Raw genomic sequence first — 23,682 nt, forward strand, 5'->3', positions numbered from 1 at the left:
CCTGCGGGCCACCAAAGCGCTGGGGACGATCCGCGACGCCACTCTGTTCGCCATGACCCCGCCGTCGGTAGACGGTCTCGGGCAGAGCAACGGCTTCACCTTCGAACTGATGGCCAGCGGCGGTACCGACCACGACAGCCTGATGAAGCTGCGCAGCCAGCTGCTGGCGGCGGCCAACCAGAGCAGCGAGCTGCAGTCGGTGCGCGCTAACGATCTGCCGCAGATGCCGCAGCTGCAGGTGGATATCGATAACAACAAAGCCGTCTCGCTGGGGCTGTCGCTGAGCGATGTAACCGATACGCTCTCCAGCGCCTGGGGCGGTACCTACGTGAATGACTTTATCGATCGCGGCCGGGTGAAAAAGGTCTATATCCAGGGCGAAAGCGACGCGCGCGCGGTGCCGTCGGACCTCGGCAAATGGTTCGTTCGCGGCAGCGATAACAGCATGACGCCGTTCTCCGCCTTCGCCACCACCCACTGGCAATACGGCCCGGAAAGCCTGGTGCGCTACAACGGCTCCGCCGCCTTTGAGATCCAGGGCGAAAACGCCGCCGGCTTCAGCTCCGGCGCGGCGATGGACAAGATGGAAAAGCTGGCCGACAGCCTGCCGGCGGGCTCCACCTGGGCGTGGAGCGGCATTTCGCTGCAGGAAAAGCTCGCCAGCGGCCAGGCGATGAGCCTCTACGCCATCTCGATTCTGGTGGTGTTCCTGTGCCTGGCGGCGCTGTATGAGAGCTGGTCGGTGCCGTTCTCGGTGATCATGGTCATCCCGCTCGGCCTGCTCGGCGCGGCGCTGGCGGCGACGCTGCGCGGTTTAAGCAACGACGTCTACTTCCAGGTGGCGCTGCTGACCACCATCGGCCTGTCGTCGAAAAACGCCATCCTGATCGTGGAGTTCGCTGAATCCGCCGTGGATGAGGGGTATTCGCTCTCCCGGGCGGCGATCCGCGCCGCGCAGACCCGTCTGCGCCCGATTGTCATGACCTCGCTGGCGTTTATCGCCGGGGTACTGCCGCTGGCCATCGCCACCGGCGCCGGAGCCAACAGCCGCGTGGCGATCGGCACCGGCATCATCGGCGGCACCCTGACGGCCACCCTGCTGGCGGTGTTTTTCGTACCGCTGTTCTTCGTGCTGGTGAAACGTCTCTTCACCCGCCAACGTCCTTCTCAGGAGTAAGGTATGTTTCGTTTGAGTGTAGTGTGTATCGCGCTCCTGACCGCGGGCTGCGTCTCGCTTGACCCGCATTATGATCGCCCGGCCGCGCCGGTGCCGGCCACCCTGCCCGGGGCGCACGGCGAATCGACGGCGGTGGTCGGCGACTGGCAGAAAGTGGTCAATGACGTGCGGCTGAAAAAAGTGGTCAGTCTCGCGCTGAACAGCAACCGCGATGTGCAAAAAGCGCTGGCCGATATCGAGGCCGCGCGCGCCCAGTACGGCGAGACGCGGGCGTCGCTGTTTCCCACCGTCGATGCCGAGCTGAGCCATACCCGCAGCAAAACGGTAGCCAGCGGCCTGAGCTCCACTTCGCAGGCCGACGGCGCGGTCTCCAGCTTCGAACTGGACTTGTTCGGCAAGAACCAGAGCCTGTCGCGCGCGGCGCGCGAAACCTGGCTTGCCAGCGAATTCACCGCGCAGAATACCCGGCTGACGATGATTGCCGATTTGACCACCGCCTGGGTGACGCTGGCGACGGATAATAGCAATCTGGCGCTGGCGCAGCAGACCATGGACAGCGCAGCAAACTCGCGCAACATCGTCGCCCGCCAGATGGCGGTGGGTACCGCTTCCGCCGGCGATGTAAGCTCGGCGGAAAGCGTCTATCAGCAGGCCCGCGCCAGCGTCGCCAGCTATCGCACGCTGGTGGCGCAGGATAAAAACGCCATTAACCTGCTGGCGGGGGAAACCGTGCCGGAGAGCCTGCTGCCCGGTACTCTCGAGAGTCTGGGGGATAACAGCATCGCGCTGGTGCCGGCGGGTGTGTCGTCGTCGGTGCTGCTGCGCCGGCCGGATATTCAGGAAGCGGAGCACAATCTGAAGAGCGCCAATGCCGATATCGGCGCGGCGCGGGCGAACTTCTTCCCGTCGATTTCCCTGACCGCCAGCGCCGGGGTCGGCAGCGACTCACTGTCGTCGCTGTTCAGCCACGGGATGCAGGTATGGTCGTTCGCCCCCTCCATCAGCCTGCCGCTGTTCACCGGCGGCAGCAACCTGGCGCAGCTACGCTATGCGGAAGCAGAGAAAAAGGGGCTGATCGCCACCTACGAGAAATCGATTCAGAGCGCCTTTAAGGACGTTGCCGATGCGCTGGCGCGCCGGGAAACGCTGAGCGAAGAGCTCGATGCCCAGCGGCAGTACGTCGCCGCCGAGCAGACATCGCTGGATATCGCCATGAAGAGCTATCAGGCCGGAGTCGGCGATTATCTGTCGGTGCTCACCGCTCAGCGCACGCTGTGGTCGGCGAAGACGACGTTGCTGTCCCTGCAGCAGACCGACCTCAATAACCGGATCACCCTCTGGCAGTCGCTGGGCGGCGGCGCCAGTTAATTTCACCCGCCGGGCGGCCGCGCCCGGCTTCTGTAAGGAATCGTTATGCCACGTGTTTCCCTCTCCTGGGCGCTGATCCTCGGCCTGCTGTCAGGTATCGGCCCGCTGTGCACGGATTTTTATTTGCCGGCGCTGCCGGAGATCACTCAGCAGCTGCAGGCCACCAGCACCCAGACCCAGCTGTCGCTGACCGCCGCGCTGATTGGCCTCGGCCTGGGTCAGCTGTTTTTCGGCCCGCTGAGCGACCGCATTGGCCGCCTGAAACCGCTGGCGCTGTCCCTGCTGCTATTTATCTTCGCTTCGGTGATGTGCGCCCTGACCCGGGATATCAACATGCTGATTGTCTGGCGTTTTTTACAGGGCTTCGCCGGTGCCGGCGGCTCGGTGCTGTCGCGATCCATCGCCCGCGATAAATACCAGGGCACCCTGCTGACCCAGTTTTTCGCCCTGCTGATGACGGTGAACGGCATTGCGCCGGTGCTGTCCCCGGTGCTGGGCGGCTACGTCATCACCGCCTTCGACTGGCGAATTCTCTTCTGGACGATGGCCGCCATTGGCGGCGTGCTGCTGGTGATGAGCCTGACGATCCTGCGGGAAACGCGCCCGGCCACAGCAACGCATGCCGCCCGCCAACAGCCCGGCCAGCCGGTGTTGAAAAATCGCCGCTTTCTGCGCTTCTGCCTGATTCAGGCCTTTATGATGGCTGGGCTGTTCTCTTACATCGGCTCCTCTTCCTTCGTGATGCAGAGCGAATACGGCATGAGCGCCATGCAGTTCAGCCTGCTGTTCGGTCTGAACGGTATCGGGCTGATTATCGCGGCGATGATCTTTTCCCGCCTGGCGCGCCGCTTTAGTGCCGAAAGTCTGCTGCGCGGCGGCCTGACGCTGGCGGTGGGCTGTGCGGCGATCATGCTGCTGTTTGCCTGGCTGCAGCTGCCGGTGCTGGCGCTGATCGGCCTGTTCTTTACCGTGTCGTTGATGAGCGGCATCAGCACCGTCGCCGGCGCGGAGGCGATGAGCGCCGTCGACGCCGCGCAGTCCGGGACCGCGTCCGCGCTGATGGGCACCCTGATGTTTGTCTTCGGCGGCATCGCCGCGCCGCTGGCGGGCCTCGGTGGTGAAACGATGCTGAAAATGAGCTTCGCGATGGCCATCTGCTACCTGCTGGCGCTACTGTTGGGCCTCAGCAAACCGCGCAGCGCGCGCTAAACGCCAGGTGCGGTAATAAAATATTCCAGATTTATTACCGCACTATTTCCCGCCATACCTACCATTCTCGTATTATTCTCCGCGTACTAATCGTGATACTCTTCACAGGCAAGGAATAAATAATTCCTTATACTGCGCGCCACTGAGAATAACGAGGTTTCTATGAGTATCGACCTGAGCAAACTGCTGACCGAGCGACGCAACGCCAACAGCGCCAACATTGACACCCTCTCCACCCTCGACATGCTGACGGTGATAAACCAGGAAGACCAGCAGGTAGCCCAGGCGATTACGCCCTATCTGCCGCAGATTGCCGAGGTGGTGGATAAGGTCGCGACGGCGCTGCAGGCCGGTGGCCGCTTGATTTATATCGGCGCTGGCACCTCAGGCCGACTGGGGATCCTCGATGCCAGCGAATGCCCGCCAACCTTCGGCACCCGCCCGGAGCAGGTGGTGGGGATCATCGCCGGCGGACATAAAGCGATTCTCAGCGCCGTGGAAAACGTGGAAGACAACAAAGCGCAGGGGGCAATGGACCTGCAGAACCTGAACTTCAGCCACCGCGATGTGCTGGTGGGACTGGCGGCCAGCGGACGCACACCGTACGTCATTGGCGCCATGGAATACGCCCATCGTCAGAATGCCTTTGTCGCCATCGTCAGCTGTAACCCGCATGGCGAAATGGCCCAGCTGGCGGATGTGGCGATCACCCCGGTGGTCGGCCCGGAAGTGGTCACTGGCTCTACCCGTCTGAAAGCCGGTACCGCGCAAAAGCTGGTACTGAACATGATCTCCACCGGGGCGATGATCCGCGTCGGCAAGGTGTACAGCAACCTGATGGTCGACGTCGAAGCGACCAACGCCAAGCTGATCGAGCGCCAGGTCTCTATCGTGATGGAGGCGACCGACTGCGATCGTCCCACTGCCCGGAAGGCGCTGGAGGCCTGCGGCCGCCATTGTAAAACGGCGATCGTGATGGTGCTGGCGGACTTAAGCGCCGAAGCGGCGCAGTCGCTGCTGGCGAAAAACAACGGCTATATCCGTAAGGCGCTCAGCAACACCTGAGCGCCGACAGACAGGTAACGGGCAATGGCAAAAATAACGAAAGAGATGATAGCGCGGATCCTCGCCCACGCAGGCGGCGCCGCAAACGTCGCGCAGGCAGGCAACTGCATGACGCGCCTGCGCTTGACCCTGCGCGATGAAAGTCTGGCCGACAGCGCCGCCATCCGCCAGATTGACGGCGTGATGGGGGTGATCGTCAGCGACGAGCAGTTCCAGGTGGTGCTCGGCCCCGGCAAGGCGCAAACCGCCGCCGAGATGATGAACGGCCTGCTGGAGGAGGCGCCCGCCGCGCCGTCGCTGGCCGACGTCGCGGCAGAGAAAAAGCAGGCGCTGAAGGGCAAGCAGACCAGCGCGGTGCAGAAGTTTCTCGCCAAATTCGCCACCATCTTTACGCCGCTGATCCCCGGCTTTATCGCCGTCGGGCTGCTGCTGGGCTTCGCCACCCTCGCGGAACAGGTCTTCGTGCTGGAGAACGCCCATCCGAACGCCAGTCTGGTAGCGCTGATTGGCTACATGAAGGTCTTCAGCAAAGGGATGTTCACCTTCCTGAGTATCCTGATTGGCTATAACGCGCAGAAGGCGTTCGGCGGCTCCGGCGTGAACGGCGCGATTATCGCCTCGCTGTTCGTGCTGGGCTACAACCCGGAGGCAACCAGCGGCTTCTACGCCGGCATTTCCACCTTCTTCGGCCACTGCATTGACCCGCGCGGCAATATCATCGGCGTATTGATCGCCGCTATCCTTGGCGCGTGGGTTGAGCGTCAGGTGCGGCGGGTGATGCCCGCCAACCTCGATATGATCCTGACTTCGGCGGTGACCCTGCTGATCATGGGCGCGGTGACCTTTACGGTGATCATGCCGATTGGCGGCTGGTTGTTTACCGGCATGTCGTGGCTGTTCCTGCATCTTAACGGCAACCCGTTTGGCTCGGCGGTGCTGGCCGGCCTGTTCCTGCTGGCGGTGATGTTTGGCGTCCATCAGGGGTTTGTCCCGGTCTATTTTGCGCTGGTGGACGCCCAGGGCTTCAACTCGCTGTTCCCGATCCTGGCGATGGCCGGGGCCGGGCAGGTGGGGGCGGCACTGGCGCTGTTCTGGCGGGCGAAGCGCGATTCGCTGCTGCGAACCCAGATTAAAGGGGCGATTATTCCGGGCTTCCTCGGGATTGGCGAGCCGCTGATCTACGGCGTCACCCTGCCGCGGATGAAGCCGTTTGTCACCGCCTGTATCGGCGGCGCCTGCGGCGGTTTCTTCGTCGGACTGATCGCCTGGCTGGGACTGCCGGTCGGCCTGAACACGGTGTTCGGCCCGTCGGGGCTGGTGGCGCTGCCGCTGATGACCTCCGGCAGCGGAATTTACGCCGGGATGGCGGTCTACGCCGGTGGACTGGTGGTCTCCTACCTGTGCGGCTTTGTTCTCACCTGGCTGTTCGGCAGTAAAAATGTCGATTTAAGCTAGAACGCGACTGTCGGGTAGTGCCCGGTAGCGGCTTCGCCTTACCGGGCCTGCACGTCTGCCGGACCCGCCGCCGCGCCCGACTACCATTTCCTGCCCCGCCGCCCGGGCGCGCGCATGCTATGATTCCCCTTTGTCATATTTCGCTTGAGGAAAAGATGGGCTCCAGCAAAAAAGGGATGCTGAACGTACTGATTGCCGCCGTGCTGTGGGGCAGTTCCGGGGTGTGTGCGCAGTTTATTATGCAGGAAAGCCAGATGTCGTCGCCGTTTCTGACCATGACGCGTCTGCTGTTCGCCGGGCTGATCCTGCTGATGCTCGGCTTTGTTCACGGCGACCGCATTTTCCGCGTGCTGCAAAACCGCCGCGACGCCCTCAGCCTGCTGTTTTTCTCGCTGTTTGGCGCGTTAACCGTGCAGTTCACCTTTCTGATGACCATTGAAAAATCCAATGCCGCCACGGCCACGGTGCTGCAGTTCCTGTCCCCGACGATCATCGTCGCCTGGTTCGCCCTCGCCCGCAAAGCGCGTCCCACTCCGCTGGTACTGGGGGCTATCTGCACCTCGCTGGCGGGCACCTTTCTGCTGGTGACCCACGGCAACCCAACGACGCTGTCGATTTCGCCGGCGGCGCTGTTCTGGGGGATCGCCTCGGCGTTTGCCGCCGCGTTTTATACCACCTACCCCTCGACGCTGATTGCCCGCTACGGGACGCTGCCGATCGTCGGCTGGAGTATGCTGTTCGGCGGCGCGATGCTGTTGCCGTTTTACGGCGGCCAGGGCACCGATTTTGTGGTTAACGGCAGCCTGCTGTTAGCTTTTTTCTATCTGGTGGTGATCGGTACCTCGCTGACCTTCAGCCTTTATCTCAACGGCGCGCAGAAAATTGGCGGCGCGAAGGCCGGGATCCTCAGCTGCGCCGAACCGCTGAGCAGCGCCCTGCTGTCGCTCCTGCTGCTGGGGATCACCTTCACGCTGCCGGACTGGCTGGGCACTCTGCTGATCCTCGCGTCGGTGGTGCTGATCGCCATCGACTCACGGCGGCGGGTGAGAGCCGCCTGAGCAGGCGATAAAAATTGCATTTTCAATAAGTTAAACTGACCACTATTTGCGTGTTTTCGCGCCTGCGCATATAGTTGACGGAAGCGATTACGGAAGGAGAAGCCTGATGAAAGCATGTTGGATGGTATGCCTGGTCACTGCCCTGAGCGCCACGTCGGCGTGGGCCGATTCACCGCTGCAAAGCCTGCAGTTCGAACAGCAAAAACAGCTGGTGCTCAAAGCGGTGAAGGAAAAATGCGCGCCAGCAAGCCACCTCAGCGATAACGATTTTGCCAATAAAGTGCTGGCGACCGACGGTAACAAGAACGCGGTCCGCGAAGCAACGCTGGCGAAAGAGCGCAATAACCAGAAAAGCTACCAGGCCGCGATCGACAAAATCGTCTGTCCGGCCAAATAGCGGTTATTTCAGGCTGGCGACCAGCGTTTTCCAGTCAAACGGCGTCAGCTGCCTGTAGCTCAGGCTACGGGCGGCCATCTGCTCCGGCAACTGGCGCTGGCTTTTCGCGATCGCCTCGCTCATTATCCCGGCGCTCCCCACATCACGCAGGGTTTTCACCACCTCTTCCATCTCTTCGCTGCGCCGAATGCCATGTTCCGCCACCCGGCTGATCAGATAGTCGGGAAACGCTCCCGTCCAGCCCAGAGAGGGGAAACTATGATGCAAGGAGCTAAGCACCTCCTCCTCGACACCGTATTCACGGGCCGCGAACAGGCATTCTGTGGTGAGCGCTTCAAGCCCCTTGATCATCACGCTGCGGCACATTTTTATCGCCGACACCTGGCCCACCGTACTGGCGCCATAGCGGGCATTCAGCCCCAGCCCCTGCAGACGCGGCGCGATCGCCTCCGCCTGCGGCCCGCCGATCAATAACGGTGTCTGCAATCGGGCGGGCGGTACCGGCGCCATCACCGCGACATCAATGTAGGCGCCGGGCAGAAAATGAGCGGCGGCCTGCCGTTTTGTCTCCGGCGCCACGGAGTTGAGATCGAGGAAGTATTGCCCCGGCTGCAGCAGCGCGGCGGCCTGCTGCGCCACCTTTAGCGCCTCACCCGCGGTCACAGTAGAAAAAACCAGCGTGGCGCTCTCCAGCGCCTTCGCCAGCGAACTTCCCACCTGAACACGCGAGTCACAGGCTTTTTTGCCCATCGCCTCTCGCGCCGGGCCATTGAGCTTGCAATCCCACATGGTCACCGTATTCTCACGGGCCAGATCCGCCGCCAGAATGCCACCCGCCTCGCCAAAACCAATAAACGCGATCGTCATCATCACTCCTCACGCGGCCAGACGCGGGCCGGAATAAAAACCTCGCCAGCAAACAGCAGTCGCGCCGTGCGTAACAGACCGCAGCCTGCTAACGCACCGTCAGCGTCAAGCTGAAGCGTTACGCTAAATTCGCCTGTCGGATGCTCAACGCTGAGCAGCGGCGTAGGGCCTGACGTCACTTGCGCCATACCCTGCGCGACGGATCCAGGAAGCAGACAGGCGCTGGCCACGCTCACCGCGCCAAACACGCCGATTGACGCGTGGCAGCGGTGCGGGATAAAGGTGCGGCTGCTGATGGCGCCGCCGTGTCGTGGTTCGGCGATCAGGGTCATCTTGGGCACCGTGCGCTGGCTGACGTCGCCAAGCTGCATCAGCGGCCCGGCCTGCAGGCGAATCGACTCCAGGCGACGTTTAAGCGCATCGTCATTATCCAGCTGTTCGCGCGTCTCATAGCCGGTGCAACCGAGGTCGCAAGCGCGCAGCAGGATCACCGGCATACCGTTATCGATGCAGGTCACCTCAACGCCGTCAAAACGGTCACGAACCCGGCCGGTCGGCAGCAGCGCCCCGCAGCTGGAGCCCGCCACATCAAGAAAATGGAGCAGGATCGGGCTGGCGCTGCCCGGCACGCCATCGATACGACTCTCGCCGACGTAGTCGACCCCGTCGGCATCGCACGGGATCTCTGCCACCGCCAGTTGCCCCGTGTTCTCCATATAAATACGCACCCGAGTGAGCGGCGCATCGTGGCGAACCAGACCACGCTCGATGGCGAAAGGGCCAACGGCGGCAAGAATATTGCCGCAGTTTTGGCCGTAATCCACGGTGGCCGCCGCCACGTTCACCTGGGCAAACAGATAGTCCACATCGGCGTCAGGCCGTGCGGAGCGGCGGATAATCGCCACTTTACTGGTCAGCGGATCGGCGCCGCCGATCCCGTCAATTTGCCGGGGATCAGGCGAGCCCATCACCGCCAGCAGCACCGCATCACGTTGCACCGGATCGGCAGGCAGATCGTCAGCCAGAAAACAGGCTGCCTTCGAGGTGCCGCCGCGCATCCATAGACAGGGGATTCCGCGTTGCGCCATTTATTCCTCCACCTCATCTGCGCGGTCGTAATACCGCAGCCCCTTTTCCGCCAGACGCGGGCGCATCGCGTAAATATCCAGCCCCAGCTCGCCATGGCGCATCCGCTCACGCTTCGCAAGCTCATTGCTCATGCGGGCTTCCGCTTTATCGAGCACATCACGGACCTGCGCGTGAGGCAGCACCACGACGCCATCGTCGTCGGCCACTACGACATCGCCCGGCTGCACAAGCTGACCTGCGCAAATCACCGGGACGTTAACCGAACCGAGGCTCTCTTTCACCGTTCCCTGGGCATAAACCTGACGGGACCAGACGGCGAATCCCATCTCCCGCAAAGTCTGCGAATCACGAATGCCGATATCGCCCACCAGACCGACCACGCCGCGCGATTGGAGAGACGTCGCCAGCAGATCGCCGAAGAAGCCATCGCCGCACGGCGACGTCGGGGCCACCACCAGAATATCGCCGGCGCGGCACTGCTCGACCGCGACATGAAACATCCAGTTGTCGCCTGGCGTCACCAGCACGGTTACCGCGTTGCCCGCCCGGCTGACGCCCTGCTGAATCGGACGGATTGCCGGCCCCATCAGCCCCTGGCGCTCCCAGGCTTCATGGAGCGTCGCCACCCCGGCCGCCTCACAGCGGCGCAAAACCGCCTCGTCATGGCGCGGCAGATGGCGGATCACAAGGCCTTTTTTATTTAACAGGTTCATGCCAGGTTCTCCGTTACGCGGGGGAAGATGCTTTGGAAGGCTTCGCCGTGAACGATATCGCGCGCGGCCGTGATGCCGATATTGCGCTTGGCCTGCACCCCGCGCTGCAGCGCCACGCGGGTGTAGTATTCCCACAGATGCTCCTGACCCTGCATGCACTGAATGGCCTGATACTTTTTCTCCCAGACGGCGGTGATGTCCAGTAACACATCGGGTTTCCAGTTGCATTGCTCCGGCTGGTGCGGTTCGAAACAGTAAACCGGGGGAGCAGCGACAATTTTCTCACCAGGGCGATAGCCCTCTGCCTGAGCGATAATCCGTGCTTCCTGCGCCAGATGGGAGGCCAGCGGATGATCGTAGTTATAGGGATCGTGCAGGGAGTGCGTCAGGACAAAGTGGGGCTGGATACGGCGATACACATCCGCCAGACGAAATAGCGTCTCTTTATCGGCGCGCAGCGGATAGTCGCCGATATCAAAGAATTCGACGCTGGCGCCCAGGATCTCAGCGGCGGCCTGCGCCTCTTCGCGACGCACCTGCTTCACCGCCTCCTCGGTCATGTTGCCTTTGCGCCACAGTTTGGCGGACTCGCCGCGCTCGCCAAAGGATAAACAGACCACATGGACCTGATAGCCCTGCAGGGCATGCAGCGCTATCGCACCGCCCGCGCGCCAGACGAAATCGGCCGAGTGGGCGCTGACGACAAGGGCACTTTTTTCGCTAACCGGATGAGACATGATGGCTTCCTCTGTTGTTTTTTTCAGCTTGTCATGTCCCGTCGCAGGGAGGTAATTCGTTAACTTGCGAAGGCTATGATTTTTATTTATGTTGTCGACTCACTCACTGTTTCAGGCCTGACGAACCATGCTGAAGAAAAAGCACGATAAAATCATAAATATCATGCAGCTGCGCTTTTTCTGTCAGGTCGCGCTGCGCGGCAGCGTCTCGCGTGCGGCCGATGACTTATTCCGCACGCAGTCAGCGATAACCCGGGCGATCCGCGACCTTGAAGCCGCGTTGAACGTCACGCTGTTCGAACGCCATTACAGCGGCATGGTGCCCACCGAGTATGGCAAGTGCATCCTGCCGCGCGCCCGGCGGGCGATTGACGACCTGCAGGCCATCCCGGCGCTGATGCAGAAGCACCATACCCGCAGCAGCGGCCCGCTGGCGGACGCCGGCTGGCTGTTCAATACCCGCCGGTTAGCCATTTTTATTCAGCTCTATCACGTCAACCATACCCAAACCGTCGCGCAACAGTTGGGGATCACTCAGCCGGCGGTCAGCGCCGCGTTGAAGGTCCTGGAGAAAGGGGCGGATTCGGCGCTATTTCGCCGGACGCCAGAAGGGGTGCGCCCCACGCCCGCCGCGGAGCTACTCTATCCCCCGGTAAGCAGAGCGCTCAACGAGCTGGAAAACATCTGGAGCGATCTCGCCGCCCGTCGCGGGGTGCTGGAGGGCACCGTGCGCATTGGCGCCCTGCCGCTGAGCCGGACCCGGCTACTGCCCTCCGCCATCGCCGCCTTTCTGGCCCAGCACCCGGGCATTACCCTCATGACCAATGAAAGCCCGTATGAGTCGCTGGTCGCCGATATGCGGGCAGGTAATATCGATTTTATTATCGGCGCCCTGCGCCAGGATGAAGATCTCCCGGACCTCTGTAGCGAAGCGTTATTCGAAGAGGATATGTTGATTTTACTGCGTAATAACCACCCGCTGCTGCGCCATCCGGATCCGCGCAGCCAGCTGGCGACCGCACAATGGGTGCTGCCGCGCGCCAACGCGCCGGCGCGCCATTTGCTGGATAAGGCGTTTATCACCCTGGGGCTGCCGCTGCCCCAGCCGAGGGTGGAGACCGGGGATGCGGCGATGGTGAGAGGATTGCTGCAGGACTCCGACATGCTGGCGGCGGTCTCCGCCAGCCAGATGCGTTTTGAAACTGACAATGGGCTGCTCAGCGTGTTGCCGGTCCCCCTGCCCGATACCACCCGGCGTATCGGGCTGACGTTTCGCGCCGGCAGCCTGCCCTCCCCGGCGACGCAGGCGCTGTTGCGTTTTATCTATCAGCAAGTTCAAGACGGGACCGTTTAACGTTTACCCGCCACCGAATAGGTTACCTGTTGGTTGCGCGTTTGCTGAAACGCCTCCAGCGTCTGCCCGCGCATCGCGGCATAAATATGCAGGTTGGATACACCGACCACCGCGCCCATTTTCTCCAGCAGGAAGAAACTGGCGCCATACTGAATCAATCCCCGCCAGTCGCGTGCGTTGAGCAACTGCTGTTCCTCCTCACTCAGTCCGGCTTCGGCATAAAGCGACTGAGGCGACTGCAGAAAACGTTCGCGCCAGGCAGGCTCAATCAGCCGATGCAGGAAACGGTTAAGCCGCAAGCCATTCAGGCTGCGCTCGTGGGTAAAAGGATAGGTTCCCGGCAGTTTCTCCACCCCGGCCAGCTGCTGCGCCATATGCTGGCGATGGCGCGTCAGGGTATCGACGGGGGGCAGGCGCGCATTGTTCTCAAGGATCAGCGTGGCGATACCGGTCATCGACGGCAGGTAATAGTCGCGCCAGGTTTCGGTGACATTGGCTGATAGCGCGCCGCGCATCACCAGCCACATGATCACTTCGGACCCCTCCATCCCCCCCAGCTCAGCATATTCGCCAAGGGTCATTTCGGTGAGCTTTTCCGGGTCATTAACCAGCATGTCAACAAACTGGGCATCCCAGTCGGGATTATTAAATCCGCAGCGCTCGCCATGAACCTGATGCGAGAGCCCGCCGGTCGCGACAATCGCCACATTGATATCTTCCGGGAAGCTTTCAATTGCCCGGCGCAGCGCCTGGCCGAGTTTGTAACAACGGCGCGCGCTCGGTACCGGAAATTGCAGCACGCCGATCTGTAACGGGATCACCGCCGTCGGCCACCCCTGCGCTTCATCCCAGGGCAATAGCGCCGAAAGCGGCGAGAAAAGGCCGTGGTCGAGCTTTTTATCCATAAAGAACGACATATCAAACTCATCGGCCATCAGGCTGGCGCCAATGTGCCTTGAGAGCGCCGCATTGCCCTGGACCGGCGGCAGACAGCGTGGTCCGCCCCCTTCATCGGCAACGTCATATTGACTATCGATTCCCAGCGTAAAAGTCGAATAGTGATCGAAGAAAAAGGCGGTCACATGGTCATTAAAGATGTACACCAGCGCATCCGGCTTTTTTTCCTCCAGCCAGCGCTGCAGCGGTTCGAAGCTCTGGAAGATCGGCGACCACGCCGGGTCCAGCTGTTTATGATGATCGACCGCGAAGCCGATAGTCGGGGTATGAGAGACGGCGATACCGCCGAGAATGTTAGCCATCAGATAACTCCACTTATCGGTGTTCCAGGGGGGATGACAAAGCGTTCAGTTCTGCCTCTGTGAGTCGAGGCTTAGCGTGATTCATACGGTGCAACAAAATACAGATCCCCGCCAGGCAGGCCGGCAGCCCAAGCACCAAAAAGATCGACGAGTGTCCCGGCACAGCCAGCATCAGCATCCCACCCAGCGTGGAGCTGAGAATAGCCCCGGTACGGCCGATACCATGCATCCAGCTGACTCCGGTAGCACGGATCTCGGTTTGATAATAGGCTGGCGAATAGGCCTGCAGACCGTTCTGCGCGCCGTTAATGCACATCCCGCTGATAAAAATCAGCACCGACAGCGCCGCCGATCCGAAATCCATCAACCCCTGGGACAACAGGCACAGGCAGCCGAGGAAATAGGTTGCCGCAATCACGGCTTTCGCCGAAGCACGATCCATCAGCATACCGACAAGGATCCCGCCCAGCGGGCCGCCGAGCTGGAACAAGCCGGTCATCATCGCCGCCTGCTGCAGCGACAGCCCGCCGGAGCGGAGAATGGTTGGCAGCCAGCCGTTCAGCAGATATATCACGAACAGCCCCATAAAATAGGTCAGCCACAGCGCTATCGTGCCGCGGGCATAGCCATGCCGAAACAGCTGCGCCACTTTGCTGCTCCGCGTGATGGGCGGCGCATTTAACTGAAAAACGGTTTCCGCCGTAAACTGGCCCCCAAGCCGGTTAAGCGCCCTGGCGATCTGCTCGCCCGGTAGTCGGCGCGCCACCATGTTCATCGCCGACTCCGGCAACATCACGATCATAAAGGGGAGCACCACGAGCGGCAGCACGCCGCCAAAAATCAGCGCCGAGTGCCAGCTGTAATGCGATAACAACCCGGCGGCGATAAAGCCGCCGAGGCCAGAGCCCACGTTAAAACCGCTGTACATCAGGGTGATCATCACCCCTTTACGCCGCTCCGGCATATATTCCGCCACCAGCGTGACGCAGTTGGGCATCACCGCGCCAAGGCCAAGGCCAGTAAGAAAACGCATCAGCGCCAGCTGTGATGGGCTTTGCGCCACGGCGCCGGCCAGGCTGAACAGCGCAAACAGCGCCACCGACCAGAGTAAAATACGTTTTCGGCCGTAGCGGTCAGAAAGCGGGCCCGCCACCAGGGCGCCAATGGCGACGCCGAACATGGCCGCCCCGAGTATCGGCCCCATTTCAGCCCGGCTGATGCCCCAGTCCTCGATGAGCGCCGGGGCGACAAAGCCCATCACCGCAGCGTCATACCCATCCAGCATAATGATGATGAAACAGAGCAGCAGCACGTTCCATTGAAAGCGCGAGACCGGACGGGCATCTATCCACGCTTTCACATCGACAACGTTCATGTGATTCATAGGGTCACTTCCTTAAGCAGGCGGTACGAATGTTCTGGTTAGGTTTTTTTGAGTGGAACTTTCGTACTCAACTTAAGGCAGGTCACGCAGACTGTCCGGTTCGAAAACCCGGCGTCAGATATGAGTTTTATTTATAATGTGAGGAATACGACAAAAACCAGCCAGCAAAAAACCCGCAGCCAACGGCGGCGGGTCAGGGCAAGAGCGGCGTTCAGTGCTTCGGAATAATTAAATCGCCGCGCAGCGGGCTGCCGCCCGGGTTGTCCGTTTTCTCGGTCAGCCAGTTGACGATCCGCGACGCCATCGCGTCCATGGAATATTCAATGGCCGGAATGGTGGGGATACCGGGCAGCTGTAACGATCCGGCGAGGCTAAACACCATCACATTTTGCGGAACGGCGCGGTTAAACGCCTGCAGCTGCGGCACCACGCGCTGCGCCTGCTGTTCATCGCTCACCAGCAGCGCGTTAAAGTTCAGCGTCGTGGCGTTATTGACCAGCTCCTGCACCGCCACCGACGGCGAGGTGTTATCCAGAAACACCAGGTTGCGATTAAACGGCAAAAAGTTTTTTTCCAGCGCGTGCTTGTAGCCCAGCAGCACCTGGTCGGCAAAGCCGCTGCTCTGCGGATGAATCAGCGCAATCTGCCGTCTCCCCTGGCTAATCAGATAATGACAGGCGGTTTCGGCAGCGAAAGCATGATCGAACTGAATGCTGTTGTCGCCCTCGCTGTCGAGGCAGTCCACCAGCACCACGTCCGGGCGGTTAATATTCAGGGGAAAACGCGCGCCGATGATCAGCACGTTATCGCACAGCCCGCAGGTCAACTCCTCCAGCGAGTTCATCACGCCGTTGCTGGTGTTGGCGAAGCGCAGCAGCAGGTGCTTCTGGTGCTGGCTGAGCTGTTTTTCCAGGGCGTAGAGATAGCTGGTGGTTTGGTTGATGTTGTCCTGGGCGCAGATGACGCCGATACAGCCGGTGGACTGGCTGAGCAACGACTGGGCTATCATGTTTGGCCGGTAATTGAGCGCTTCCGCCGCCTGCAGCACCGCCTGACGACTGGCTTCCTTCACGCCACGTGAGCCGCTCAACACTCGCGACACCGTGGCTTTGGAAACCCCGGCAAGTCGTGAAACATCATTGATTGTCGACATCATTTTCCCCTGCGCGGGCGCCGCGTCCCGCCAAAATCCTGTAAACCTGAATCGCTTCAATTGTGACCAGCGCAGTATATCCATTTCGTCATTTGTTTGGAAACCGATTTTCCATTTCAGCGCAAAACATCGCCAAATCGACAGAATAATGTGAGCGAAATCCAATAAATCCGCCCCATAAGCAGGAGATCTTGACCACTATCACAGTTCTGCTTTTTATGAATGGAAACCGGTTTCCGTCTGATATCAAATCATCCACGCAATAACTTTTTACATTTTGAGGATGGTCGTCGATGTACAAGATTATGCTGTGCTGCTCTGCCGGGATGTCCACCAGTCTGCTGGTCAGAAAGATGGTGGAGGCGGCGAATGAACGTGATCTGCCGGTGCAGATTGATGCCTATGGTGTTTCCGAATTTGACATGCAGTTTCCGCAGTATCAGGTGGTGTTGCTTGGCCCCCAGGTGAAATACATGTTGAAAACCCTGTCTGACAAAGCGGCTTCCCTGAACATTCCCGTTCAGCCCATCGATACGATGGACTATGGCATGCAGCGGGGAGACAACGTCCTGAATTATGCTCTGTCGCTGATCCCAGCGGCGCACTGAGAGGTGTTGAAATGAGTTCTCTGTATCAGTCCATGATTGCCGTGATCGAGCAATCTATTACTCCGCTGGCAGGACGCCTTGGGCAGCAGAAATACGTTATCGCTATCCGCGATGGCTTCACTGCCGCTTTGCCGTTTATGATCATCGGCTCTTTCATGCTGGTATTTATCTTTCCGCCGTTTTCACCCGATACCACCAACGGCTTTGCCCGCGGCTGGCTTGATTTCTCCCAGCACTACCGCGAACAGCTGATGCTGCCGTTTAACCTCAGCATGGGCGTAATGACCTTCTTTATCTCGGTCGGCATTGGCGCCAGCCTCGGTCGGCAGTTTCAGCTCGATCCGGTGATGTCCGGTCTGCTGGCGTTTATGGCCTTCCTGCTGGTCGCCGCGCCCTATGCCGATGGCAAAATTTCCACTCAGTATCTGTCCGGTCAGGGCATTTTCACCGCGCTGATCACCGCCATCTACTCCACCCGCGTTTACGCCTGGCTGAAGCAAAACAACATTACTATTCGTCTGCCGAAAGAGGTCCCCACCGGCGTCGCCCGTTCGTTTGAAATCCTGATCCCGGTGCTGGTGGTCATTGCGACTCTGCATCCGCTGAACCTGTTTATCGAAGCGCAGACCGGGATGATCCTGCCGCAGGCGATCATGCATCTGCTGGAGCCACTGGTTTCCGCCTCCGACTCGCTGCCGGCGATTTTGCTCTCTGTTCTGATGTGCCAGATTTTCTGGTTCGCCGGGATCCACGGCTCGCTGATTGTCACCGGCATTATGAACCCGTTCTGGATGGCCAACCTGTCGGCAAACCAGGCGGCACTGGCGGCGGGCACGGTGCTGCCGCACGTCTATCTGCAGGGCTTCTGGGATCACTATCTGCTGATTGGCGGCGTCGGTTCGACCCTGCCGCTGGCTTTCCTGCTGCTGCGTAGCCGGGCCACTCATCTGCGCACCATCGGCAAGATGGGCATTGTGCCGAGCTTCTTTAATATCAACGAGCCGATTCTGTTCGGGGCACCGATCATCATGAACCCGATGATGTTTATCCCCTTCGTCTGCGTGCCGATGGTCAACGCGGTGCTGGCTTACGGCGCGACGCGTCTTGGCTGGCTGAGCCAGGTGGTGTCGCTGACGCCGTGGACCACGCCGGCACCGATTGGCGCGTCGTGGGCGGCTAACTGGACCCTGAGTCCGGTGGTGATGTGCCTCATCTGCATGGTGATGTCGGCGGTCATTTACCTGCCGTTCCTGCGCGCCTATGAACGTTCCTTAATGAAAACCGAAGTTGAGAAAGCCAAAAATAGCGTTCCGGTGGCAGGAACCGTTAGCTAATACCTCTCCGCCTGGAGCGATAATAAGATGACAGCGTAATAATGCAGAAAAAGGACTTTCACTGCATTATTAAATAATAAATACCTCAGGAATACACATGATTGAATTAGAAGATGCGGTAATGGAAATTATCGTGAATGCGGGACAGTCACGCTCATTATGTTTTGAAGCGCTGCATGCGGCCCGAACCGGAAATATCGACGAAGCGCGCTTACTCTTAAATGAGGCCGACGGCTACGCCCGCCGGGCGCATCAGATGCAGACCCAGCTCATCGAGCAGGATGCCGGTGAAGCGCGTCAACCCATGACGCTGATTATGGTACATGCCCAGGATCATCTGATGAACTCGCTGCTGGCTCGCGAGTTCTCAGAAGAATTAATCCATCTGTACCAGCGTTAATTAATATGGAATAACGTCAGCGAGAATATGATTCTCCGGCGTCGCTGTACCCTAAAAAACAAATCAGCTTATTTTGGTTATTTATTTTAGCCAGAATGGGATGGTTATTATCTGACATATATTAATTATTAAAGCGAGATAACCATGAATACTGTGAAAAAACTGCCTTTAGCCATGGCGGTTGTCGCCGCGCTGTGCCCAATTTCTGTCATGGCGCAAGAATTTACGCAGGAACAGATCGACGCCATCGTTGCCAAAGCCGTTGATAAAGCGCTGGCCGACCGCCAGGCGAAAATCGACGCCGCGGCCAACAAAAAGGTCGATGTGATCACCAACCCGCAGACCACCGCTGCCTCGCCGGATATGGCCATTCCGTTCGGCCTCAAGTTCAGCGGCTATGCCCGCTATGGCGCCCACTTCCAGACCGGCGACCAGAAATATGTCGGCGTCGACGGCTCCTATAACGGCGCCTCGGCGATCGGCCGTCTCGGCAACGAAAGCAACGGCGGCGAATTCCAGATCAGCAAGGCCTTCAAAAGCGCGCAGGGGGCTATCTGGGATCTCAACGTGATGTTCGACCACTGGAGCGACGAGGTTAACCTGAAGAAGGCCTACGTCGGCGTCACCAACGTCCTCGACTCCAACCCCAACGCCTATATCTGGGCCGGGCGTGACTTCCATCAGCGTCCGCAACAGGGGATCAACGACTACTTCTGGATGAACCACGATGGTCAGGGCGCCGGGGTGAAAAACTTTGATATCGGCGGCGTGCAGTTTGACGTGGCGACGGTCTCGCAGGTGAAATCCTGTAGCCCGGAAGTGATGGCCGACGAGACCAACCCGTCGCGTATCACCTGTACCGGCAGCTCCGATACCGGCGACAACGGCCACTACGCGCTGACCACCAAAACCCACAACATCAAGGCCGGGCCGATCGACGTCGAGGTGTACGCCAACTACGGCTTTGACTCGAAGGCGGTGGACAGCGACGCGCGCCTCGAAGCCTGGCAGGGCGGCCTGGTGCTGAGCCACACCAACGACAGCGGGGTGAACAAGGTGATCCTGCGCTACTCCGACAACTCGGATAACAGCGTCTACAACAAAACCGACGACCTGACCACGGTCTACGCCAGCTTCGAGGGCAGCCATAAGTTCACCCAGCAGGCGCAGATCGAATACCTGCTGGCCTTCCACGACTACGACAACGGCAAGGACAATACCGACAACCGTAAAAACTACGGCGCCATCGTACGACCGATGTACTTCTGGAACGACGTGCACTCCACCTGGCTGGAAGCGGGCTACCAGCGCGTGGATTACGACCAGGGCGGGGATAACCACGGCTGGAAGCTGACGCTGTCGCAGAACATCGCCATCGGCATGGGGCCGGAGTTCCGTCCGATGCTGCGCTTCTACGTGACCGGCGGTCAGGTGGACAACGAGCACACCGCGAAGGTTAACGGTACCCAGGACCAGCAGCTGGATTCGCTGAACGTCGGTGGAATGTTTGAGGCGTGGTTCTGATGCGATAACGTTGTCGAAGGCGCGTTCCCGGCTGGCGCTACGCTTAGCCGGGCTACGACTGGTGCGCTCCATTTATGCCGGATGGCGGCATACATGCCTTATCCGGCTTACGTTCCTTCCTGCGGGATTCCCCGTAGGCCCGGCAAGCAACAGCGCCGCCGGGCGGTCAGGCGCCGTAACCTCAGTTGTGCCGGCTGGCAAAAGGCGAGCGGCCTTAAGCGGGTGAATTCACCTTCACTTTGGCCGCCACCAGCAGGCCGGTAAACAGCATCAATACCCCTGACAACACCAGCGGCGACAGCAGCCCTAAGTGGTCAAGCGCAATGCCGCCGACCGCGGCGCCGCAGGTGTTGGCCAGCTGGATCACCGCCACCTGAATCGACCCGGCTTTTTCCGCCTGATCGGAGAGCGAACGGGTGATCCACGTTGACCACCCCACCGGGATCAGCGCAAACGCAAAGCCCCAGATAATCGCTACCGTCGAGGCGACGACTTTGCTTTCTCCCCACAGTACCAGCGCCACCGCGCAGGCGGTCAGCACCAGCGGCGCAATCGCCAGCGCCGCTTTCACCGAACGCTTGAGAAGCACCGACGAAAGCGAGGTACCGATAAAGCTGGCGATACCAAAGCTCAGCAGCACCAGCGTCAGGCCGTCGACGTCAAACCCGGCGAGCGTCATGAAAACCGGGCGAATATAGGTAAAGAAGGCAAACTGTCCGGCAAAGGCCATGAAAATGGCGCACATCCCGGCCATCACCCCCGGGCGTTTCAGCAGGCCAAACATATTTTGCTGTTGAGCCGCCGATTCACCGGGCAGCGACGGCAGCGCTTTCAGCACCCAGATCGTACACAGCACCCCCATCACCGCCGCGCCGTTAAAGACGTTGCGCCAGCCGATGATCCCGCCCAAAAAACTGCCCAGCGGGGCGGCGATCACCAGCGCGATTGATACCGCGCCGAAGATAATCGATAGCGCTTTCGGCACCACGCGCATCGGCACCAGCCGCATGGTCAGCGAGGCCGACATCGCCCAGAAACCGCCGAGTGCCAGGCCCAGACAGGCGCGCCCCAGCAGCAGCAAGGTGAAGCTATCGGCAAACGATACCAGCAGGCAGGAAAGGGTCAGCAGCAGCGAAAACAAAATAACGACGTAGCGGCGATCGGTTTTGCCAATGACGGAGGTGATAAACAGGCTGGAGAACATGGCCACAAAGGCCGTGGTCGTCACCGACTGCCCGGCCATCCCTTCGGAGATGCCTAAATCCAGCGCCATCGGCGTCAGCAGGCTGACCGGCAGAAACTCGACGGTAATCAGGCAGGCGACACAGAACGCAACCGCGAAAACCGCCGACCAGTTTGGCCGCGCCAGCTCGCGTGCGTGGGGTTTGGCTTCATTTGAATGACTCATGAGTGACCTGCGAAGAAAGTGGCTGAAAGCCGCGCAGTGTAACATTTTGTATGTGACGTATTTAACGTTTTCACAACTCTCATCGCTTTTCACGGCATGATACAAAGGGATAGCCTGAGAATATAGCCTTCGTCATTCTGCCGGATGGCGCTTACGCTTATCCGGCCTACAAGGGACGAGTGCGGAAACCGTAGGCCGGATAAGGCGCAGCCGCCATCCGGCACTCGGATTTACTCGCCGCGAGCCGATTTCACCAGCCCGCAGATCCATTCCTGGTGACCGTTAATCATCGGATTGGGCAAGGTACGCGCCAGCTCCTGCGCCGGAACGCCTTTTTGCGACTCCTGGGTGAGGATACGTACGCGCCCGCCGGGCAAATCTTCAAATAGCCACGCGTGGATCACATCAAGACGCGTCGTTGCATCCCCTTCCGCCCAGCCGTGCCAGGCTACGCGCGCCGCCTGCCCGGCAGCGGGAGGTACATACTCTGTAATCTGCGCCTCAATCGGGAAGCCGAAGGTGCTGAAGCGGAAGCGGGCGTTGGCGCTGAGGGTCGGGCCGCTACCGTCATGGAAATGGATATCGGCAACGTTGCTGTAATAGCCCGGCCACAGCGTGGTGTCATCGAGCTGCGCCCATATCTGAGCTGCCGTCAGGCCGCTGACGATAATTTCATTAGAGGCAAAATTGTCGGTGGTGCCCGGCAGATACGCTTCCGGCCAGACGATGGCGCTTTGCAGCAGGGGCTGTTTCATGATTAACCTCGTGAACGATTGTTTTAACGAGGTTAATCATGCGCGGGAGAGTGATATAAATCGAATCACCATCCTTGATAATACTCATAAGCAGCAGTGATATCAGTGCAACCAGTGCACGCCGTCTTCCGGCAGGAATAGCGCGTTATAGCGCTGCTGCAGATTATGCAAATCGCTCACATCCGGATCCAGCTCTCGCAGAAACCCTTGCGCAAGACGAATTTGCGCGTCGGTAATCGGCGCCGCTAAACGCGCTTTTTGCATCAGGCGATACCAGTAATGCAGGTTTTTTTCGCTGGCATCGACGATAGCGGTCTGCCAGATCAGCAGTACCTGTGCGGCGTTCTGCAGATGCGCTTCATTCGGCCGCTCCAGGTAGCGCAAATACTCATTACCGGCGGTTTTTCCCAGCTGATCGATCATCGATTCCAGCGGAACAGGCGTAATGCCAAGGCGTTCGCTCAGGCGACGGATCGCGCGGCGTGAATCAGAGGTAAGCACCCGAAATCCCACAACAAATACCACTACCAGGGTGGCCAGTCCTATCCAGATCATGCATCCTCTCATCCAATCGCAGCCTCACTATCATAATGGGAATTTGCCTGCTGTCGACTACCGGGCATACCATAATGTGACTTATCGCGTTTGCGGATGGCTATCATGAAATCTGATATCAGAAACCTCGATCTCAACCTGCTGAAAGCACTGGATGCGCTGCTCGATGAACGCAGCGTCACCCGGGCGGCAGCGCGGCTGGCGCTCACCCAGCCGGCGGTCAGCGGCATGCTCACTCGCCTGCGCGACGCCTTTAATGACCCGCTGTTTATCCGCGCCCCGCACGGTATGGTGCCGACGCTGCGCGCTCAGGCGCTGGCGGCTCCGGTAAAGCAGCTGCTGATCGATGCTGAAACCCTGCTGCAACCTGCCATCTTCGAGCCGCTGGAAGCCAATTTTACCTGGACCATCGCCGCGACGGATTATGCGTTGAAAGCAGTGATCGTGCCATTTATCGCCGCGCTGAAGCCACTGGCGCCGGGTATCCGCGTGCGCATCATTCCCGAATCACCGGCCACGCTGCTGGCACAGTCCGAACGTGGTGAAGTGGATATTGCGCTATTGACGCCCCACGATACGCCGCCGGCGTTGCACAGCCGGGCGCTGTATCAGGAAGACTATGTCTGTCTGATGCGCGAAGACCATCCGCAGGCCAGCCAGCCGCTGACGCTCGACCGCTTCTGTGCGCTGGAACATGTGCTGGTTTCATGGCAGGGCGATAGCTTTCGCGGCGTGACCGACGACGCGCTGGCGGCACTTGGTCGAACCCGGCGGGTGGGATTGTCGGTGAGCAGTTTCCTGGTGTTGCCGGAA

The 23,682-nt window shown here is 60.0% G+C and carries 22 protein-coding genes and 1 pseudogene; 13 read left to right on the forward strand and 10 right to left on the reverse strand.

The genetic code is table 11. The features are described 5' to 3' along the window. The 7 genes and pseudogenes from eefB to CWM53_RS08335 form a co-directional block, all read left to right on the forward strand. Nucleotides 1-1,177: pseudogene (gene eefB / locus CWM53_RS08305) on the forward strand (multidrug efflux RND transporter permease subunit EefB); the annotation flags it as partial. 3 nt (nt 1,178-1,180) lie between these two features. After that, entirely contained in the window at nt 1,181-2,545 is a 1,365-nt protein-coding gene (eefC, locus tag CWM53_RS08310; RefSeq protein ID WP_100729706.1) for a multidrug efflux RND transporter outer membrane subunit EefC, read from the forward strand. A 45-nt stretch (nt 2,546-2,590) separates the two neighbouring features. Next, the gene (locus CWM53_RS08315; RefSeq protein ID WP_100676455.1) at nt 2,591-3,754 is read left to right on the forward strand and encodes a multidrug effflux MFS transporter; all 1,164 of its coding nucleotides are present in this window, start codon (nt 2,591-2,593) and stop codon (nt 3,752-3,754) included. A gap of 162 nt (nt 3,755-3,916) precedes the next feature. After that, nucleotides 3,917-4,819: an N-acetylmuramic acid 6-phosphate etherase gene (gene murQ / locus CWM53_RS08320; RefSeq protein WP_074386908.1), complete on the forward strand. Its 903-nt coding sequence runs from the start codon at nt 3,917-3,919 to the stop codon at nt 4,817-4,819. Nucleotides 4,820-4,843: 24 nt separating this feature from the next. After that, the gene (gene murP, locus CWM53_RS08325; RefSeq protein WP_074386907.1) at nt 4,844-6,274 is read left to right on the forward strand and encodes a PTS N-acetylmuramic acid transporter subunit IIBC; all 1,431 of its coding nucleotides are present in this window, start codon (nt 4,844-4,846) and stop codon (nt 6,272-6,274) included. A gap of 155 nt (nt 6,275-6,429) precedes the next feature. Further along, on the forward strand, nt 6,430-7,332 hold the full coding sequence (locus CWM53_RS08330) for a DMT family transporter (protein WP_002923118.1): 903 nt from the start codon (nt 6,430-6,432) through the stop codon (nt 7,330-7,332). 106 nt (nt 7,333-7,438) lie between these two features. Next, nucleotides 7,439-7,729: a YicS family protein gene (locus CWM53_RS08335; protein ID WP_100729705.1), complete on the forward strand. Its 291-nt coding sequence runs from the start codon at nt 7,439-7,441 to the stop codon at nt 7,727-7,729. A gap of 3 nt (nt 7,730-7,732) precedes the next feature. On the opposite strand, the gene CWM53_RS08340 is transcribed toward CWM53_RS08335, so the two are convergent. Genes CWM53_RS08340 through galB form a run of 4 tightly spaced genes read right to left on the reverse strand, consistent with a single transcriptional unit; the run spans nt 7,733 to nt 11,135 of the window. After that, nucleotides 7,733-8,596 carry an NAD(P)-dependent oxidoreductase gene (locus tag CWM53_RS08340; RefSeq protein ID WP_100676454.1) on the reverse strand — a complete coding sequence of 288 codons (864 nt, stop codon included), beginning with the start codon at nt 8,594-8,596 and terminating at the stop codon, nt 7,733-7,735. Between the two features lie 2 nt (nt 8,597-8,598). Further along, complete coding sequence (locus CWM53_RS08345; RefSeq protein ID WP_074386905.1) at nt 8,599-9,684, reverse strand: 4-oxalomesaconate tautomerase; 1,086 nt, start codon at nt 9,682-9,684, stop codon at nt 8,599-8,601. Next, nucleotides 9,685-10,398, reverse strand: a complete 714-nt coding sequence (locus tag CWM53_RS08350) for a 4-carboxy-4-hydroxy-2-oxoadipate aldolase/oxaloacetate decarboxylase (RefSeq protein WP_032731516.1) — start codon at nt 10,396-10,398, stop codon at nt 9,685-9,687. Next, nucleotides 10,395-11,135, reverse strand: coding sequence for a 4-oxalmesaconate hydratase (gene galB, locus CWM53_RS08355; RefSeq protein WP_008806774.1), 741 nt, complete (start codon nt 11,133-11,135; stop codon nt 10,395-10,397). Before galB ends, CWM53_RS08350 begins: the two co-directional genes overlap by 4 nt. A 127-nt stretch (nt 11,136-11,262) precedes the next feature. On the opposite strand from galB, the gene CWM53_RS08360 reads away from it, so the two are divergent. Then, nucleotides 11,263-12,489 (forward strand): LysR family transcriptional regulator, encoded by a 1,227-nt coding sequence (locus tag CWM53_RS08360; RefSeq protein ID WP_074386904.1) that lies wholly within the window; start codon nt 11,263-11,265, stop codon nt 12,487-12,489. Here the strand turns inward: CWM53_RS08360 and CWM53_RS08365 are convergent. From CWM53_RS08365 to CWM53_RS08375, 3 genes are all read right to left on the reverse strand, one after another. Beyond that, on the reverse strand, nt 12,486-13,748 hold the full coding sequence (locus CWM53_RS08365; protein WP_100630941.1) for a gallate dioxygenase: 1,263 nt from the start codon (nt 13,746-13,748) through the stop codon (nt 12,486-12,488). The genes CWM53_RS08360 and CWM53_RS08365 overlap by 4 nt on opposite strands. A gap of 13 nt (nt 13,749-13,761) precedes the next feature. Then, nucleotides 13,762-15,132, reverse strand: a complete 1,371-nt coding sequence (locus tag CWM53_RS08370; RefSeq protein ID WP_100676452.1) for an MFS transporter — start codon at nt 15,130-15,132, stop codon at nt 13,762-13,764. 211 nt (nt 15,133-15,343) lie between these two features. Next, the gene (locus tag CWM53_RS08375; RefSeq protein WP_020324162.1) at nt 15,344-16,285 is read right to left on the reverse strand and encodes a LacI family DNA-binding transcriptional regulator; all 942 of its coding nucleotides are present in this window, start codon (nt 16,283-16,285) and stop codon (nt 15,344-15,346) included. 293 nt (nt 16,286-16,578) lie between these two features. Between CWM53_RS08375 and CWM53_RS08380 the strand changes: the two genes are divergently transcribed. The 4 genes from CWM53_RS08380 to CWM53_RS08395 all read left to right on the forward strand — a co-directional run bounded on the left by CWM53_RS08380 (nt 16,579) and on the right by CWM53_RS08395 (nt 20,151). Next, nucleotides 16,579-16,893: a PTS sugar transporter subunit IIB gene (locus CWM53_RS08380; protein ID WP_004145041.1), complete on the forward strand. Its 315-nt coding sequence runs from the start codon at nt 16,579-16,581 to the stop codon at nt 16,891-16,893. 11 nt (nt 16,894-16,904) lie between these two features. Next, nucleotides 16,905-18,227 (forward strand): PTS sugar transporter subunit IIC, encoded by a 1,323-nt coding sequence (locus tag CWM53_RS08385; RefSeq protein WP_100729704.1) that lies wholly within the window; start codon nt 16,905-16,907, stop codon nt 18,225-18,227. Nucleotides 18,228-18,324: 97 nt separating this feature from the next. After that, entirely contained in the window at nt 18,325-18,627 is a 303-nt protein-coding gene (locus tag CWM53_RS08390) for a PTS lactose/cellobiose transporter subunit IIA (protein WP_004205145.1), read from the forward strand. A gap of 144 nt (nt 18,628-18,771) precedes the next feature. Continuing rightward, nucleotides 18,772-20,151 carry a carbohydrate porin gene (locus CWM53_RS08395; RefSeq protein ID WP_049018644.1) on the forward strand — a complete coding sequence of 460 codons (1,380 nt, stop codon included), beginning with the start codon at nt 18,772-18,774 and terminating at the stop codon, nt 20,149-20,151. A 214-nt stretch (nt 20,152-20,365) separates the two neighbouring features. Here CWM53_RS08395 and nepI read toward each other — a convergent pair whose 3' ends face one another. The 3 genes from nepI to CWM53_RS08410 all read right to left on the reverse strand — a co-directional run bounded on the left by nepI (nt 20,366) and on the right by CWM53_RS08410 (nt 22,869). Further along, entirely contained in the window at nt 20,366-21,559 is a 1,194-nt protein-coding gene (gene nepI, locus CWM53_RS08400; protein WP_100730496.1) for a purine ribonucleoside efflux pump NepI, read from the reverse strand. A gap of 230 nt (nt 21,560-21,789) precedes the next feature. Continuing rightward, nucleotides 21,790-22,314: a polyketide cyclase gene (locus CWM53_RS08405; protein WP_061152902.1), complete on the reverse strand. Its 525-nt coding sequence runs from the start codon at nt 22,312-22,314 to the stop codon at nt 21,790-21,792. A 102-nt stretch (nt 22,315-22,416) separates the two neighbouring features. Further along, nucleotides 22,417-22,869 (reverse strand): DUF1198 family protein, encoded by a 453-nt coding sequence (locus CWM53_RS08410; RefSeq protein ID WP_074385321.1) that lies wholly within the window; start codon nt 22,867-22,869, stop codon nt 22,417-22,419. Nucleotides 22,870-22,974: 105 nt separating this feature from the next. Here CWM53_RS08410 and CWM53_RS08415 point away from each other — a divergent pair. Next, nucleotides 22,975-23,682, forward strand: a 708-nt coding sequence (locus tag CWM53_RS08415; protein WP_100750754.1) for a LysR family transcriptional regulator, incomplete at its 3' end; no start/stop codon positions are given.

It is taken from the genome of Klebsiella sp. A-Nf5, from assembly GCF_002810545.1.
Classification (GTDB): domain Bacteria; phylum Pseudomonadota; class Gammaproteobacteria; order Enterobacterales; family Enterobacteriaceae; genus Klebsiella; species Klebsiella variicola.

Bases quoted from the DNA above. Each gene is read 5' to 3' on its own strand.
- CWM53_RS08350 (WP_032731516.1), bottom strand. From the start codon at position 10,398: ATGAACCTGTTAAATAAAAAAGGCCTTGTGATCCGCCATCTGCCGCGC.
- CWM53_RS08395 (WP_049018644.1), top strand. From the start codon at position 18,772: ATGAATACTGTGAAAAAACTGCCTTTAGCCATGGCGGTTGTCGCCGCG.
- eefC (WP_100729706.1), top strand. From the start codon at position 1,181: ATGTTTCGTTTGAGTGTAGTGTGTATCGCGCTCCTGACCGCGGGCTGC.
- CWM53_RS08330 (WP_002923118.1), top strand. From the start codon at position 6,430: ATGGGCTCCAGCAAAAAAGGGATGCTGAACGTACTGATTGCCGCCGTG.
- CWM53_RS08360 (WP_074386904.1), top strand. From the start codon at position 11,263: ATGCTGAAGAAAAAGCACGATAAAATCATAAATATCATGCAGCTGCGC.
- CWM53_RS08375 (WP_020324162.1), bottom strand. From the start codon at position 16,285: ATGTCGACAATCAATGATGTTTCACGACTTGCCGGGGTTTCCAAAGCC.
- murQ (WP_074386908.1), top strand. From the start codon at position 3,917: ATGAGTATCGACCTGAGCAAACTGCTGACCGAGCGACGCAACGCCAAC.
- CWM53_RS08370 (WP_100676452.1), bottom strand. From the start codon at position 15,132: ATGAATCACATGAACGTTGTCGATGTGAAAGCGTGGATAGATGCCCGT.
- CWM53_RS08385 (WP_100729704.1), top strand. From the start codon at position 16,905: ATGAGTTCTCTGTATCAGTCCATGATTGCCGTGATCGAGCAATCTATT.
- CWM53_RS08390 (WP_004205145.1), top strand. From the start codon at position 18,325: ATGATTGAATTAGAAGATGCGGTAATGGAAATTATCGTGAATGCGGGA.
- CWM53_RS08405 (WP_061152902.1), bottom strand. From the start codon at position 22,314: ATGAAACAGCCCCTGCTGCAAAGCGCCATCGTCTGGCCGGAAGCGTAT.
- CWM53_RS08345 (WP_074386905.1), bottom strand. From the start codon at position 9,684: ATGGCGCAACGCGGAATCCCCTGTCTATGGATGCGCGGCGGCACCTCG.
- CWM53_RS08410 (WP_074385321.1), bottom strand. From the start codon at position 22,869: ATGATCTGGATAGGACTGGCCACCCTGGTAGTGGTATTTGTTGTGGGA.
- galB (WP_008806774.1), bottom strand. From the start codon at position 11,135: ATGTCTCATCCGGTTAGCGAAAAAAGTGCCCTTGTCGTCAGCGCCCAC.
- CWM53_RS08340 (WP_100676454.1), bottom strand. From the start codon at position 8,596: ATGACGATCGCGTTTATTGGTTTTGGCGAGGCGGGTGGCATTCTGGCG.
- murP (WP_074386907.1), top strand. From the start codon at position 4,844: ATGGCAAAAATAACGAAAGAGATGATAGCGCGGATCCTCGCCCACGCA.
- CWM53_RS08335 (WP_100729705.1), top strand. From the start codon at position 7,439: ATGAAAGCATGTTGGATGGTATGCCTGGTCACTGCCCTGAGCGCCACG.
- nepI (WP_100730496.1), bottom strand. From the start codon at position 21,559: ATGAGTCATTCAAATGAAGCCAAACCCCACGCACGCGAGCTGGCGCGG.
- CWM53_RS08365 (WP_100630941.1), bottom strand. From the start codon at position 13,748: ATGGCTAACATTCTCGGCGGTATCGCCGTCTCTCATACCCCGACTATC.
- CWM53_RS08315 (WP_100676455.1), top strand. From the start codon at position 2,591: ATGCCACGTGTTTCCCTCTCCTGGGCGCTGATCCTCGGCCTGCTGTCA.
- CWM53_RS08380 (WP_004145041.1), top strand. From the start codon at position 16,579: ATGTACAAGATTATGCTGTGCTGCTCTGCCGGGATGTCCACCAGTCTG.